Source organism: Sphingomonas psychrolutea (assembly GCF_014636175.1).
GTDB lineage: Bacteria > Pseudomonadota > Alphaproteobacteria > Sphingomonadales > Sphingomonadaceae > Sphingomonas > Sphingomonas psychrolutea.
In genome coordinates, this window is sequence record NZ_BMDW01000019.1 from 62078 (window position 1) to 77006 (window position 14929).

General features: G+C 64.7%; 14 protein-coding genes. 9 read left to right on the forward strand and 5 right to left on the reverse strand.

All coding sequences use genetic code 11. The features are described 5' to 3' along the window. Positions 1-12: 12 nt before the first annotated feature. From IEV62_RS14145 to phnX, 5 genes are all read left to right on the forward strand, one after another. Positions 13-1887, forward strand: coding sequence for a hydantoinase B/oxoprolinase family protein (locus IEV62_RS14145; RefSeq protein WP_188448598.1), 1875 nt, complete (start codon positions 13-15; stop codon positions 1885-1887). A gap of 7 nt (positions 1888-1894) precedes the next feature. Then, positions 1895-3082 (forward strand): CaiB/BaiF CoA transferase family protein, encoded by a 1188-nt coding sequence (locus IEV62_RS14150; protein WP_188448600.1) that lies wholly within the window; start codon positions 1895-1897, stop codon positions 3080-3082. Next, entirely contained in the window at positions 3079-3690 is a 612-nt protein-coding gene (locus IEV62_RS14155; protein WP_188448602.1) for an isochorismatase family protein, read from the forward strand. The genes IEV62_RS14150 and IEV62_RS14155 overlap by 4 nt, the downstream gene beginning before the upstream one ends. A gap of 71 nt (positions 3691-3761) precedes the next feature. Further along, on the forward strand, positions 3762-4919 hold the full coding sequence (locus IEV62_RS14160; protein WP_188448604.1) for a TIGR03364 family FAD-dependent oxidoreductase: 1158 nt from the start codon (positions 3762-3764) through the stop codon (positions 4917-4919). Next, positions 4916-5728 (forward strand): phosphonoacetaldehyde hydrolase, encoded by an 813-nt coding sequence (gene phnX / locus IEV62_RS14165; protein WP_188448606.1) that lies wholly within the window; start codon positions 4916-4918, stop codon positions 5726-5728. The genes IEV62_RS14160 and phnX overlap by 4 nt, the downstream gene beginning before the upstream one ends. 71 nt (positions 5729-5799) lie before the next feature. On the opposite strand, the gene IEV62_RS14170 is transcribed toward phnX, so the two are convergent. From IEV62_RS14170 to IEV62_RS14180, 3 genes are all read right to left on the reverse strand, one after another. Next, positions 5800-8577 carry a bifunctional YncE family protein/alkaline phosphatase family protein gene (locus tag IEV62_RS14170; RefSeq protein ID WP_188448608.1) on the reverse strand — a complete coding sequence of 926 codons (2778 nt, stop codon included), beginning with the start codon at positions 8575-8577 and terminating at the stop codon, positions 5800-5802. A gap of 98 nt (positions 8578-8675) precedes the next feature. Then, complete coding sequence (locus IEV62_RS14175) at positions 8676-9398, reverse strand: anti-sigma factor family protein (protein WP_188448610.1); 723 nt, start codon at positions 9396-9398, stop codon at positions 8676-8678. A 4-nt stretch (positions 9399-9402) separates the two neighbouring features. Next, on the reverse strand, positions 9403-9891 hold the full coding sequence (locus tag IEV62_RS14180; RefSeq protein ID WP_188448612.1) for an RNA polymerase sigma factor: 489 nt from the start codon (positions 9889-9891) through the stop codon (positions 9403-9405). Positions 9892-9972: 81 nt separating this feature from the next. Between IEV62_RS14180 and IEV62_RS14185 the strand changes: the two genes are divergently transcribed. From IEV62_RS14185 to IEV62_RS14200, 4 genes are all read left to right on the forward strand, one after another. Beyond that, entirely contained in the window at positions 9973-11283 is a 1311-nt protein-coding gene (locus IEV62_RS14185) for a S8 family serine peptidase (protein ID WP_229733183.1), read from the forward strand. A 124-nt stretch (positions 11284-11407) separates the two neighbouring features. Continuing rightward, a complete protein-coding gene (locus IEV62_RS14190) occupies positions 11408-12088 on the forward strand; it encodes a hypothetical protein (RefSeq protein WP_188448614.1) in 681 nt (226 codons plus the stop codon). Between the two features lie 87 nt (positions 12089-12175). After that, positions 12176-12532, forward strand: coding sequence for a hypothetical protein (locus IEV62_RS14195; protein ID WP_188448615.1), 357 nt, complete (start codon positions 12176-12178; stop codon positions 12530-12532). A 736-nt stretch (positions 12533-13268) separates the two neighbouring features. Then, a complete protein-coding gene (locus tag IEV62_RS14200; protein ID WP_188448617.1) occupies positions 13269-14189 on the forward strand; it encodes a HEPN domain-containing protein in 921 nt (306 codons plus the stop codon). A 12-nt stretch (positions 14190-14201) separates the two neighbouring features. On the opposite strand, the gene IEV62_RS14205 is transcribed toward IEV62_RS14200, so the two are convergent. Both IEV62_RS14205 and IEV62_RS14210 read right to left on the reverse strand, forming a co-directional pair. Continuing rightward, positions 14202-14351, reverse strand: a complete 150-nt coding sequence (locus IEV62_RS14205) for a DUF6771 family protein (RefSeq protein WP_188448631.1) — start codon at positions 14349-14351, stop codon at positions 14202-14204. Positions 14352-14452: 101 nt separating this feature from the next. Then, positions 14453-14869, reverse strand: a complete 417-nt coding sequence (locus IEV62_RS14210) for a Ros/MucR family transcriptional regulator (RefSeq protein WP_229733187.1) — start codon at positions 14867-14869, stop codon at positions 14453-14455. Positions 14870-14929: the final 60 nt, after the last annotated feature.

The window sequence follows — 14929 nt, forward strand, 5'->3', positions numbered from 1 at the left end:
GGAGCAGCGACCATGCCCGCGACCATCGTCGAAACCAATCCGCAGCCCTTCGCCGCCACCACGGTCGACCCCGTCATGCTCGACATTATCGAGAATGCCCTGCGCAATGCGCGGGTCGAGATGGACGCGACGCTGGTGCGCACCGCCATGTCCCCCGGCATTCGCGAACAGGGCGATGCCTTTCCGCTGATCGCCGATCATGCGGGGCGGATGATCGTCGGCCAGTTCGGCTCGTTCATCGGTGGCTTCCTCGACGGCTATGACGGCACGGTCGAGGAAGGCGACATGTTCCTGATGTCCGATCCCTATTCGGTCGGCGGCGCGATCAGCCATTCCAACGACTGGCTGGTGTTGCTGCCGGTGTTCAAGAACGGGCGACTGATCGCCTATACCGCGATGTTCGGCCACCAGAGCGACATTGGCGGCAAGGTCGCCGGCAGCATGCCGATCACCGCGCGATCGATCTTCGAGGAGGGCGTCCGCATCCCGCCGGTCAAGCTCTATGCGGCGGGCGTCCACAATGCCGACCTGATCCGGCTGATCATGTGCCAGACGCGCAAGCCCGACTGGTGCACCGCCGATCTGAACGCACTGATCGCTTCATGCCGGGTCGCCGCGCGGCGCGTGGTCGAGATGGCGGGGCGGTTCGGCGACGATCTGTATGTCGCGGCCACCGGCGAATTGCTCGCGCGCAACCACCGCGCGATGAAGCAACTGATCGCCAGCTCGATCGGCGAGCAGCCGGTCAGCTTCGAAGATTATCTGTGTGACGACGGGCTCGGCTACGGCCCGTACAAGATCAAATGCACGATGTGGCGCGAGGGTGAGCGCGTCATTCTCGATTTTGCCGGAACCGATCCGCAATCGCACGCATCGATCAATTTCTTCCTCAACGAAAACATGTTCCGGATGTTCTTCGGCATCTACATGATCATGGTGTTCGACCCGCAGATCCTGTTCAATGACGGGTTCTACGATCTGATCGACGTGCGCATCCCCGAAGGATCGTTGCTCAAGCCGAAATTCCCCGCCGCGCTGTCGGGGCGAACCCATGCACTCGGGCGGATCTTCGATATTCTGGGGGGCTTGCTCGGCCAGAAAACGCCGGAGTTCCTCAACGCCGCCGGTTTCTCCTCTTCGCCGCACCTGTTCTATTCGGGCCGCGATGCGAAGGGTGCGTGGTTCCAACTGTTCCAGATCGGCTTTGGTGGCATTCCCGGCCGGCCGCTGGGCGATGGGCCCGACGGGCATTCCTTGTGGCCGGGCTTCACCAACGTCCCCAACGAATTCCTCGAACGCTATTTCCCGTTGCGGATCGAACGCTACGAAACCGAGCCGGATTCGGGTGGGGCGGGCCTGCACCGCGGTGGCAATGGCATCCATATGACCTATCGCTTCCTCGAGCCCGGCATGATCGCGATCCATGACGATCGCTGGTTCACCCGCCCATGGGGGGTAAACGGCGGAAAACCGGGCGCGCGCGCACGCAAATTGCTCGAACGCGCCGACGGGACGATCAGCGTCGTGGGCAATAAGGTTGAGGATGTCGAAGTGTTGGCAGGCGACCAATTGCACTTCATCACTTGGGGCGGCGGCGGCTGGGGCGATCCCTTGGCGCGCGACCCCGACCTCGTCGCACAGGAAGTGCGCGAGGGATTGGTCACCGTGGCCGGCGCGCTGGCGTACGGCGTCGTCGTGCAGGACGAGCTGGTCGATGTCGCCGCGACAGCCGCGCTGCGCCAGCAGGTCGCCGAAGCGCGCGGGCCGATCGATGCCGTGTTCGATTATGGCCCCGACATCGCCACGCTCCGCGCCACGTGTCTGGCCGAAACGAGTCTGCCCGCGCCGCGCCAGCCGGTGTGGCAGCACGCGACGGTTGCGGCCTGAGGTTCTGATGGAACAGCACGGCGCCCTGCACGGAATTCGCGTAATCGAACTCGGTCAGCTCATTGCCGGCCCTTTTTGCGGCCAGTTGCTCGGCGATATGGGGGCCGAGGTGATCAAGGTCGAGCCGCCCGGTGCGGGCGATCCGATGCGGCAATGGGGGCGCGGCGAGGATAAATTGTGGTGGGAAGTCGTCGCCCGCAACAAGCAGACGGTATCGGCCAATCTGCGCGTGCCCGGCGGACAAGCGCTGGTCCGGCGGCTGGCGGAAACGGCGGATATCCTGATCGAGAATTTCAAACCCGGCACCATGGAGAAATGGGGTCTGGGCCCCGACGACCTGCACGCGCTCAACCCGCGCCTCATCATCGTGCGCGTCTCGGGCTATGGGCAAAGCGGTCCGTATAGTGGCCGCGCCGGGTTTGGCGGGATCGGCGAAGCGATGGGCGGCTGGCGCTATATCGTCGGCGACCCCGATCGCCCGCCGAGCCGCATGGGAATTTCGATCGGCGACAGTCTGGCGGCGACCTACGGCTGCATGGGCGCGCTCGCCGCGCTGCATGCGCGCGAACGCACCGGGCGCGGCCAAGTGGTGGACAGCGCGCTCTACGAAGCGGTGTTGCAAGTGATGGAAAGCCTTGTCCCTGAATATGAAGTGTCGGGCTACATCCGCGAGCGCTCGGGTTCGGTCTTGCCGGGTATTGCCCCGTCGAACGTCTATCCGTGCAGCGACGGCGAATTTCTGATCGGCGGGAATCAGGACGCTGTGTTCGGTCGCCTCTGCACCGCAATGGGCCGCCCCGAGCTGGCGAGCGACCCACGGTACGCCACGCACATCGCGCGCGGGGCGCATCAGGTGGAACTCGACGCGCTGATTGCGGAATGGACGAGCGCACGGACCGTTGCCGAAGTCGAAGCGGCGATGCTGGAATATTCGGTCCCCGCAGGCACGATCTTCCGCGCGCCGGAAATGCTCGCCGATCCGCATTTCGCCGCGCGCGAAGCGCTGGTCCCGGTCGAGACCGAGCGTTGGGGTCGGATTCACATGCAGAATTGCTTCCCCAAACTGTCCGACACGCCCGGATCGATCCGCACGGCCGCCTCGGCGACGGTGGGCCGCGACAATCAGGCGGTGTATGGCGCACTCGGCATCGCGGCGGACGAGATTGCGCAAATGACGGCCGACGGGATCATATGAGCGATCCCGCGGCCGAGCCGTTCGATGGCCATCTGGCGTTCGGGGAACGCCCTGCCCTGCTCGTCATCGACGTCGTTCGCGCCTATCTCGATCCCGCCTCGCCGCTCTACGCCCCGGCGTTCGTGGCGGCCTTGCCGACGATTTCGCGCCTCATCGCCGCCGCGCGCGCGCGCGCACTGCCGGTGCTCTACACCAACGTCGTCTATCAGGCGGGCGGCGGCGATGGCGGGCTGTTCTATCGCAAGGTGCCGGCGCTGCGGGCGTTCGATGCGGGCGCGCCGTTCGGACGCTTTCCCGACGCCATCAGCCCTGCCGCGGACGAGATCGTCGTTTCCAAACAATATGCCTCGGCATTTTTCGGCACTTCGCTCGCCTCGACGCTCCACGCCGCCGCCGTCGATACGGTGCTGCTGTGTGGGTTTTCCACGTCGGGCTGCGTTCGGGCGTCGGCGCTGGATGCGCTACAGACTGGCTTCCGGCCCTTCGTCGTTGCCGATGCCTGCGCCGATCGTACGCCCGGGCCGCATGAGGCGAACCTGTTCGATCTGCAGGCCAAATATGCCGAGGTGATCGATGCCGAAACCGCGCTCACCTTGCTGCGCGTCTAGAATACTGATCGCTGGCAGACGGGTCCGTTGCCCGCTAGGGCATAGCGAGGTCGCGATCGAGGAAGACGGAAATGCCAGCCTCCTATGATCCAGCCTCCTATGATCCAGCCTCCTATGACGTCGCCATCGTTGGCGCAGGGATTGTCGGCTTAGCGCACGCGCTCGCGGCCGCGCGCGAGGGGCGCAGCGTCATCGTGCTGGATCGCGACACGCAAGCCAATGGCGCATCGATCCGCAATTTCGGTTTCGTCACCGTGAGCGGTCAGGAGCAGGGCGCCGTATGGCGTCGCGCCCGGCGCTCGCGCGACATCTGGCTGGAGGTAGCGGGGCCGGCCGGCATCGCGATCGAACAGCGTGGGCTTGTCATGATCGCCCAGCGCCCAGAGGCGCGGGCAGTGTGTGAGGCCTTTCTCGAAACCGAGATGGCGGAGGACTGTGCGTGGCACGATCCGGCCGCCGCCGGAGCCCTGCTCGGCGCAATCCGGCCCGCCCAGCTCGAGGGCGTGCTGACAAGCGCGGTCGACATTCGGGTTGAATCGCGCACCGCGATCCCGAAGCTCGCCGCATGGTTGGCCGAGCAGCACGGTGTCGCGTTCCAGCGCGGCGTGGCGGTCCACCGCGTCGAGCACGGCCAGCTCGAAACGACCGCCGGGATCGTCCGTGCGGCGGAGATCATCGTGTGTCCCGGCGATGATCTCACCACGCTGTTTCCGGAAGCAATGGCCGGTATCACGCGCTGCAAGCTTCAGATGCTGCGGCTGGCCGCGCCCGGTTACACCTTGCCCGCCGCGATCATGTCCGATCTCTCGTTGGTGCGCTATCTCGGCTATGCCGCGCTGCCCGCGGCACAGGCGCTGCGCCACAGGTTGGACGTCGAACAGCCCGATCATCTCACGCATGGCATCCACCTGATCGTCACGCAGAGCGCCGACGGCAGCCTGGTCGTTGGCGATAGCCACCATTATGCGGCAACGCCCGACCCCTTCGCGGATGACCGGGTCGACGCGCTAATTCTCGACGAGTTCCGGGCGGTGTTTGGCCATGTCCCGCCCGTGCTCGCGCGGTGGACCGGCACCTACGCCTCCGCCGCAAGCCATAGCCGTGTCACCAGCCCGCTGCCCGGCGTCCGCGTGGTCACCGTGACGAGCGGCACGGGTGCCTCGACCGCCTTTGCGCTTGCCGAAGAGACGCTCGCGTCCATGAGTCTCCCCAAAGGAACAGAGACATGACTTTTCCCGTCAAGGCCGTGGTGCTCGACTGGGCCGGCACGATGATCGACCATGGCAGCCGGGCACCGGTCATTGCGTTGCTGGCGGTGTTCGCCGATGCCGGCGTGCCGCTGTCGGAGGCCGAGGCCCGCGTCGATATGGGCCGGGCCAAACGCGACCATATCCGCGCGATCCTCGCCATGCCCCGCGTGGCCGAACATTGGCACGGGGTGCACGGCGCGGCCCCGACCGAACACGACGTGACGAGGCTCCACGATGCGGTCGAGCCGATGATGCAAGGCGCGGCGAAGCAATGCGCAACGCTCATTCCTGGCGCGGTTGCCCTTATCGAGAAATTGCGCGAAACGGGCATCAAGATTGGGTCATGCACCGGCTACACCCGCCCGATGATGGTCGACATTCTGCCGATGGCGGCGGCGCAGGGCTATACGCCCGACGTCGTCATTTGCTCGGGCGAGACGCTCGCCGGGCGTCCCTCGCCGCTGATGCTATGGAAGGCGCTGGTCGAACTGGGGGTCTGGCCGGCCTCGGCATGCATCAAGGTCGATGATGCGACCGTCGGCATTGGCGAAGGACGGTCCGCGGGGGCGTGGACCGTTGGCCTCGCAGCGTCAGGGAACGGCGTCGGGCTCGACCATGCAGCGCTGCTCGCGCTGGCACCCGACGACCGCACGCGCCGTGTCGCCGAAGCCACCGCGGCGCTGCGCGCGGCCGGCGCGAACTATGTCATCGACAGCGTCGCCGATCTATGGCCGGTGATCGACGCCATCGCCAAACGGATCGAGGCGGGAGAAACGCCCGCGGCGTAGCGACCGAATTGGACTTCAGCATATCGCCGGTCGGAAAGGTACCTTCCCACCCGCAACGCCGCCTCTTCTGTTCACATACCGCCGCCCAACCCAGCCGTCGGTTTGGGTTCGATGCCGAGCCCGCGCCACAGCGCTGCGTTGAAGGCGGCGGTATCGAGATGGTCCTCGGTCCGGAAATCCTGGCCCTTCATCGCCTCGGCCCAATAGGCCGCGGTGTGCGGCGTCGAAGCGACTGCCGCTATTTTCGGTGCGTAGCGATCCGCCGGAATCGGCAGCTTGGTTGTGCGCAGCACATCGGCCGCCACCGCGCGATAGGTCCATGCGGTCGTCGTCGGATCGAACAGGTCGGCCATCGGCACGGCAAGCGAATCGTTGAGACCGAGCGGCGCAAGGCCAAGCACATCCTCGATCGTTCGCAACAGGCTGACCGTCGTATAGCGTGTCGAGACCAAGGCGTGCTGGCGCACCGTGGCGCCGATCACGAACGCCACGCTGCGCCGCGCATCGACATGATCGGCACCGTTTTGCGCGTCGTCCTCGATCACGAAAATGAGCGTAGAGTCGCGATCGCGGCTGTTCGCGATCGTTTCGACCACTTGGCCCAGCGCAAAATCATTGTCGGCCATTTGCGTCTCAACCGTATCGACGCCGTCGATCGCGTCCTTGAAGTCGCCGAAATGGTCGTGGCTGAGCCGCAACAGCGTCAGCGCCGGGGTGGTGCCGCTAGCTTCGGCTTGCGCGAATTCGCGCTGCCATTCGCGCACGCGCCAATAATCGGGCATCTTTTGGTCGAAGCCGCGGAAATACGGATCGCTGCGCGACGCGAGCAGCCGGTCGCCCGGCGTGTAGATGCGCGTTTGCGTTAGGGCCGGTTCGCGCACCAGCGGCACGAAGCCAGCCTTGCCGAGGTCGTAAATCGACGCGTCGGAAAAGCCGTAATTGCGCACGCTCAATCCCTTGCGGATCGCGGCGTTCCACAGGAAGCCTTGGCCGGTCTCGTCATCACGCTCGCCATCGGGCGCGGTCAGCAACGCCGGACCGGGCATCAAATCGGGATCGGTCGACAAAGCTGGATTGGTGGCATGGCGCTCGGCCGGGGTCTGCGCCGTGTAAATAAAGCGATCGGCTTCCTCTGCCTCATACGCCAGCCCACGCCCGGAATAGTTGACCGGCGCGGTCTTCTCCAGCAAATCGGGCACGCGCGCCGCCGTCGACCACGTCCAGCCCGTGCTCGACTGCTCACCACTGTCGTAGAAATTGTCGAGCGTCACGAACGCCCGCGCCAGCTGGTGGTGGTTGGGCGAGAGATGTTCGCCGAGGATGGCGAGATGCGGGTCGCCATTGCCGATTTCGAGATCGCCGAGCACCTGATCATAGGTGCGGTTCTCCTTGATGATGAACACCACATGTTTGATCCGCGCGCGGACCGCCGCCATCGTCGCGGCCGCAGCGGCGCGCTGCTGCGTGTCGCCCAACCCGATATTGTCGGCGACCTGTCGCGTCGTCCGCACAAGCGCCTTGGGCGCGGGGAGCGGAAATTGGAGCAGTCCGGCCTTTTCGAGCTGGAAGATATACTGGTTGGCGGCGCCACACGCGTCGGGCTGGCCGCGATAAATGGCGAGCTTCGGCGCGCAGCCTTGCGGATTTGCCCCTGGCGGACTTTTGCGGTTGGCGACGAACACGCGCGTGCCATCGGCGCTGGCGGCAACGGCGCTGGGATACCAGCCGGTCGGGATCAGGCCCTGCACGGTCGCGCCGCGTGCGCTCGGCGCGACCAACGCCACGGCGTTGATGCCGCCCATCGTCACGAGCAAGCGACGGTCGGGCAGCAGCGCCAGCGCATTGACGTTCAGCCCCTTGGCGATTTGCCCGTGACCGAGTGCATCGGGCAGGCCGAGCCGCGGCTCGCCGGTCAGCGTCGCGCTGGCGGTATCGACAATGGCGAGCCGATCGGCATTATCCTCGGTCGCATAAAGCCGCTTGCTCGCGGCGTCGAACAGCAGCGCGGTCGGTTCGCCCAGCGTCGCGACGCGCTTGGCCACGCCAATCGCATCGATCGAAACGGTCAGCGCGACCAGCTGTCGGTCGCGCGGTGCCGACACCCAGGCGTGGGTCGCATCGGTCCAGACGATCGCGAACGGGTTTTCGCCACCCGCCGTGCCGCTTTGCGCCGGATCGATCTTGCCCGGTCGCAAATCCTGTTCGGCGATCACCCGGGCGGCGACCAGATCAACCAAGCTTACCGAGTCGTTATAATAATTGGCGACCAGCGCCCGACGACCATCCGGGCTGACTGCGACCCCGGCCGCCTGCGGCCTGACATCGGCACCGTTACCGGCGGCATGGCCAAGCTTGATCGCCTTGCCCTGTTCCGCAAAGCCCGCGCCTCCACGCTTGAACAGATGCAGCGTGTCATCACTGCCCCCACCCACGACAAAGCCGCTTCCGTCGGGTTGCCAGGCAATGCCCGAATAGCTGTTGGGCACCGTCAGCGTTTGCAGCAACCGACTGCCCTTGGCATCGATCGCGTAGCGGAAGATATATTGGCTCGATTGTGCCAGCACGAGCTTTCCGTCTGCGCCGTTATAGCGATTGAAGCCGCTGGTCAGCACCAGCATCTCGCGCCGGTTCGGGCTGACCGCGATCGCCGCCGCACCGTCCGCAACATAAGACGGGTGCGGCCCAACCTGCGCGACCAGTGGCTCGAAGCGCGCACCCGGTGCCGCGAGCGGCGTCAGCATCTGGCCGGTCGGCAAGGCCTGGCCTGCAACGGCGCGATCGGCGGCAATGGCGGTCGCCGCAAGCGCAACCGACCCAAGCGTCAGCACGTATTTTCGAAAGTTTTTCATCGCAGCAGTCTATGCCCGATTTGCGTCAGTTTGGCGACTGCGCACGCTATTGCTCACCGGCGACCGCAGCCGTTTCGGACGCGGGCCACTGCAAACGGTTAGCGCGCTTTTGGCGGGGCCCAGTTCGCCGCCAATGCCGCCCGCTCCTGCGCCTGATCCAACGCCTCTCCATCGATGAGTCTGTCGACAAACTCCGCCGTGCCGGGACTTGCTGCCATGCGATAGGCACCGGCGGGGCGAGAGCCGTGCCCAACCAAGCCTTGCAGCTGCCACCCTTTCCCTTCGTGACAGGCCACGCCGTCGGCAACCGCGCCGGAGAACGAGCGACAGAGTGCGCCACCCTGATTTTTGAAGGTCAGGCCAATGCGAATGGTGGGATTGGCACCTTGCGTGCTGGCGAGTTGGGTATTCAATGCGTGCTCCAGTCGCCCCAAAGCCAGCAGGCGTCCGCCTTGTTCGGTGACGGGTCCTTCCCGGCCGCCGCTAAAGGCTGCGCCGACGATCACGCCGGCGACGAGCGTGGCGGCCAGCGCCCCCCACTGCGGCATGGTCCAGATGGTCCGGCGTTGTTCGCGGGCATGACGGGCCGCCGCCAGCGAACGCACATCACCCCCCGCCGCGACCTGCGCCAAAAGAGCGGGCGGAACCGGCGCTTCCACGAGGGTCGCGAATTCGCTCTGCAATCGACCCGCCAGGGCGCGATGCTCGGCGACCATCGCCCGCAGCGCCGGATCGGCGTCGATCAGGGCTGCGATCCGGCTGCGCTCTTCGCCATCCAGCTCGCCATCGATAAACGCGAAGATTGTTTCTTCATCGATCATTGGTTCAGCCCTCCTTGATCAACGCGAGCAGCGCCGTGCGGCCACGAACCAACCGACTGGATACGGTCCCGATCGGCAGATCGAGCAGTTCGGCGGTTTCGCGATACCCAAATCCCTCGATCAGCACGAGCACCACAACTTCGCGCTGCTCGACCGGCAGCACCTCCATCGCCCGCATCAGGCGCTCCAAGTCGATCTTGGCGTCCATCTGCGCGGTCGGATCGTGCCCGACATGCTCGCCGGCTTCCGCAGGCGCCAGAACCTTGTTGCTTCGCGCACGTGCGCGGACAATGTCGATCCAGCAATTGCGCATGATCCGATAGACCCACGCGTCGAGCCGCGTGCCTTCCTGCCACTGCATCCGCGCGCGCAGTGCGCGCTCGATCGAAATCTGGGTCAGATCGTCGGCATCGGCACGGTTGGCGGTTAGGCCATGCGCAAAGCGTCGCAACCGTGGCAGGAGCGCCTCCAACGCCTTCTCGAATCCACTCAAATGGTTTTCCCGTGCTCATGCGGATGAAACGACATAGCCCGCACGTTTAATCCTGCGAGACACAATAAAGAAGGAAACGTCGTGATCCGCCCCAGCCTCCGGACCATTATAACCTGCGGTGCCGCCATCCTTGCGGCGGGGTCGGGCAATGCGCAACTACTCCCGTCGCTCGGCGGCATTCCCGGTCGGGTGGCAGGCGGCGTGCTTGGTGCGACGTCCAACACCCCGGTGGTCGCGCCGGTGATCGATCGCCTCAACGACGTTAGCGGCATGGCCACGACGGATATGGCGAGCTTGCTCGATCTGCGCCGCGCCCGCCTGCAAGGGCTGATCCGCGATCACCGCAAGGTTCTCGACGCCGATCGGCAAGGCAATCCGGTCCGCCGGGGCGCGGTCATCGCGATCGACCCGCCTGCCGACACAATCGCCCGCGCGCGCAGCGCCGGATTTCGCGTTTTGCAGGACGAGCATATCGAAAGTCTTGATCTTCACGTCGTGACCTTCGCCCCGCCCTCGGGCGACACCACCAAGGAGGGTCTGGCCCGGCTACAGCGGATCGCCCCCGAAGTGACGTTCGACTATGATCACGTCTTTGAACCGGCCGGCCCGGCACGCCTTGCGCTGGGCGGATCGATCGCAGCATCGTCGGCGCCTCAAAGCCGCCCAATGGTCGGCATGATCGATGGCGGGGTCTCGGCGCATCCGTCGCTCGCAAATGCCTCGATCGAACAGCGCGGCTTTGCTGCGGCGGGGCCGCGACCGAGCGGTCACGGCACGGCCGTTGCGTCGCTGATCGTCGGTTCCGATGGACGTTTCCAGGGCGCAGCCCGTGGCATTTCCTTGCTTGTGGCGGACGTTTATGGCGGCGACCCGACCGAGGGATCGGCGCTGACGATCGCGCGCGCTTTGGGGTGGCTGACGGCGCGGGGCGTGCGCGTGATCAATATGAGCTTGGTCGGGCCCGCCAATCCCCTGCTCGAGCGGGCCGTCGCGGCAGCGCACGCGCGCGGCATTCTGATCGTCGCTGCGGTCGGCAATGACGGCCCCGCCGCGCCCCCATCCTATCCGGCCTCCTATCCGGGCGTCGTCGCGGTGACAGCGGTCGATCCCCGCAATCGCGCCCTTCCCGAGGCCGGAAAGGCGCTCCACCTCGATTTTGCCGCGCCCGGCGCTGACATGGCGGCGGCGCTGCCGGGACGCGGCTATGCCACGGTACGCGGCACATCATTTGCGGCGCCGCTCGTCACCGCGCGGCTGATGATGGCGGGCGGCGGCGTGGCAGCGTTCGAGGCGGTGTCACGCGAAGCGATCGAGGGTCGCGGCAGGGTGGGCAAAGGCGTGGTCTGTGCACTGTGCCGGATTGCTCCGCGCGACGTCGGCGCCAAGCGCTAGCCGGATCGGCGTGTGCCGTGCGCAGTTACAAATAATTTTCAGCAGCCCGGATGAAAGCAACAAAAGCCATCGTTTGCCTCAGTGAAGGAAGCATGAGGCGCTTCCGACCTTGAGGAGCGACGATATGAAAAAGCTGATCATTGCGAATTCGCTGATCCTGGCAGCCCTTGTTGCGGCAGGCCCGGCGCAGGCCCAACTCCTGGGCGGCGGTGGCAGCGGCGGTCTTGGCGGCGCGCTCAGCGGAACCGTCAACAGCACATTGGGCGGAACGGGTTCGCTCGGCGGCACCTTGGGATCGCTCGGCTCGACCACCCAGAGCATCACCGGCTCGGTCACCGGCTCAGGCAGCACGACAGCGAGCAAATCGGTCGACAGCAAGTCCGGCTCGGCCAACGCCGACGCGGGGCTCGCCGGGACGGTGACTGGCGCGGTGGCCGGTGCCACATCGGGCAATGTGCTGGGCAATTCGCTTGGCGGCAGCGGCTCAGGGTCCGGCGGCGAGTCCGTGAACAAGAGCGCCAGCCTCAGCGCCCAGGGCGTTGGCACCGATGCCGTCGGCGGATTGGCCGGGCAAGCTTCGGGAATGGCCCAAGGCACCGGAAACGGCGCGACATCGACAGCCGGACGCGCCAGCGGTGACGCGCAGGGTTCGGGCCAGGGCGCCCTTTCGGGTGCAGGCGCGCTTGCGAACAATCCGGCAGGCCGCTTGCCGTCGCCTTCGTTCGGCGGCGATGCTTCGGGCAGCGGAGCAGCGAACGGCCAAGGGCGCACCAACGCCGCGGCCGGAAATTCGCAGCCACAGTAACGTGATCGCGCCCCTCCGATCGCGGAGGGGCGCGACGTGACCTGCGGCTTGCTTCCTCGTCCGTTTGTGGCGGCGGGAGCGGTAACGATGTGGCGCGACATCGGCACGGCGCACGCCAGTAGGATCGGCGCACCCTACGCCCATCGTCCCGCGACCGGCACCGAAATGAACCGCCGCGCAGATCGAATCAGCGGCAGGACGCAAGAGCGAAACGGCCAACAAGCGGCACGATGCAACGTGCGACCCACGGATCGCACCGACCTCATCGACGGCGCGGAGCGTCCTTGGGCCGATGTCCGCCAGCGCACCAAAGCGCATCTGCAATACCAGCGGTATACCAAGATCGTAGATCTCGCCGGCGCCCGGCGAGGAGACACCAACAAATCGTGTCTTTTCAAAATCTTGAAATGGTGCCGCTTACAGGACTCGACAGTATGTGCTTAACTATTTGAAGATAAGAATATTTGGTCGAGCTCTAGAGGCCGTGGCCCCAACGTGGCCGCAATATATTTTCGGACTCTAACCCACGCCGGAACGACGTTCCGCAAGGATTTGAGAAGGTTCGACGAATCAATATTCGAGTTCAACGCCAGCCTCGCAAATTCGGTCGCGATATCGAAGAGTAGGACTCGAACTCGTAAGCGTCTTTTTGATATTATCATTTTTTAACAGATATATCCGGGGTCGTGCACGTCCTGATAGCGTTTGTGTGGCCCCCAAATTGCGGCAGCTGACCCGTCAAAGTGAAGTCGCGCTGGTCTAAATCGTATTTCGCTTTGCCCGTCGCTAAGCCCGCTTCCGCACTATCCGCCGGCCGACATCACTCGAGATTCACGCCGCAATTGCGCCATTGAAACGCGCGCGGTGGCCTCTCGCGCCAACAAATTAAGGCTGATAGGAAAGGGAAAAAGCGGCGCCTCTGCTTTGAAGCGCTAAACCGGCATAAGCGCCTGTTTGCTCGTTCCGGCGGCTCGGTCAGCTTCGCGCCCTAGAGTCGGTCGTTCAACTGGCCACTCGCTCACCCTAAAACCCGCCGTTGGTTCAGCAAACTCTGATTGGCGTGATGGGTGGATTGCGGAAGGGCAGATTTTAGGCTCTGTCCGACATCACAACGGTTCGCGCGTGCGGATCGACTGTGGAGGATCGGTTGAATGGGCATGGCCAAGCGCTCCGAGCTACGTTGGCGATACAGCTTGATTTTGAGCTGCACGGCGCTGCTAGCGAGCTGTGCCACCGTCACGCGTGGCCCGATCGCGGGAATCACGCCGGGAATCACCTATGTGTCTATGGGAAGCTCCTTTGCCGCAGGCCCCGGGGTCACAACACCGGCAGATATGCGCGCGGCGGCTGGGTCGATGAGCCGCACACCGCCAAAGGTTACCAGTCCGATTTTGATTTGCTCGTCATCGTCAATCACCAGAAGCTCACTGACCGTGTTGAGTTCTGGGCAACCGCCGAGGATCGGTTGAACCGCGAACTGGCGATCACGAAAGCCTTGCGCACGCCGGTCAATTTCATCGTCCACACGCTGCAGGAGGTGAATGCCGGCCTGTCGGAAGGACGCTATTTCTTCATCGACATCGCGCGCGACGGGATCGCGCTCTATCAGAGCGATGCGACCGATCTGCCCGAGCCGCAGCCCAAGACGCCGAACCAGGCGCTGGCGATGGCGCGAGAGTATTTTGACGAGTGGCTGCCGAGCGCGGCCGAATTCTTCGACAACTTCGAATTCAATTTGCGGCAAGGCCGCCGCAGCAATGCGGCCTTTCAGCTTCATCAGGCGACCGAACGCTATCTCCACTGCGTGCTGCTGGTGTGCAGTTTCTATACGCCTCACGTCCACAATCTCGGTTTTCTGCGCACCCAGGCCGAGCGGATCGATCCCCGGCTGATCGAGGTCTGGCCTCGCGAGACCAAGGCCGACCGCTCGCGGTTCGAGAAGCTCAAGGAAGCCTATGTAAAGGCGCGCTACTCGAGACATTACCGCATCACCGAAAACGAATTGGTCTGGCTTGCCCGTCGCGTCGAAACGCTCGGTCATGTCGTTCAGGTCGTGTGCGAGGAACACATCGCTGCGCTGGAGCGCAGTGCAGCTGCCTGAGCTATGTGCTCGTCAGATTTGCTCGACGTCGTTCAACGCGTTCGCGATCATCGCGCCCAACGTTTCTTCGGCGCGTTCACGCACGACCGCATCTTTCGACAAAAGATCCTGTCGCATCCAGTCGGGCGCCCGCATGATGATAGCCGTGATCTTTTCCTGCAACTTCGTATCCATTGCGCACTATGCCGATCGAATTGCGACATGCGCAAGGCGCTCGTCTGTATCGGCCCGATCGGACCGATCCAGGCGAGCGGGCACCTGGATTAGGCCTTGGGTTTGCGCGCGGCTTTTGCCGGAGCGGGTGCGGTCTTTGTTGCGCGCGCCGTCCGTCCCTTCTGACCGAGACCGATCTTGTGCGCCATGGCGCGCCGCGCTTCGGAATAGCTCTCGGCGACCATAGGATAATCGGTCTTGAGACCGTAGCGTTCGCGGTACTGCTCGGGCGTCAGACCGTGACCGGACAGATGGCGCCTGAGCGTCTTGTAGGGCTTGCCGTCAATCATCGAGATGATGTGATCCCTTGAGGCGAGCGACTTCCTCGCGGTCACGGCCGGCGTGTATTCGGTCGTCGTCTCGCCCGCTGCGGCGGCGGGCGCTGCGAGCACCGCAAGATCGTTCACTGCCTGGTGCATCTTTGCGGCTTTGTTGCAAAACTGACGTTGGGGATTCACGTAGGGAATCGAGTGGGATAGATGGGCGTGATGCCCAAACCTGCCGCACCTGTGTATCGCACGACGAAC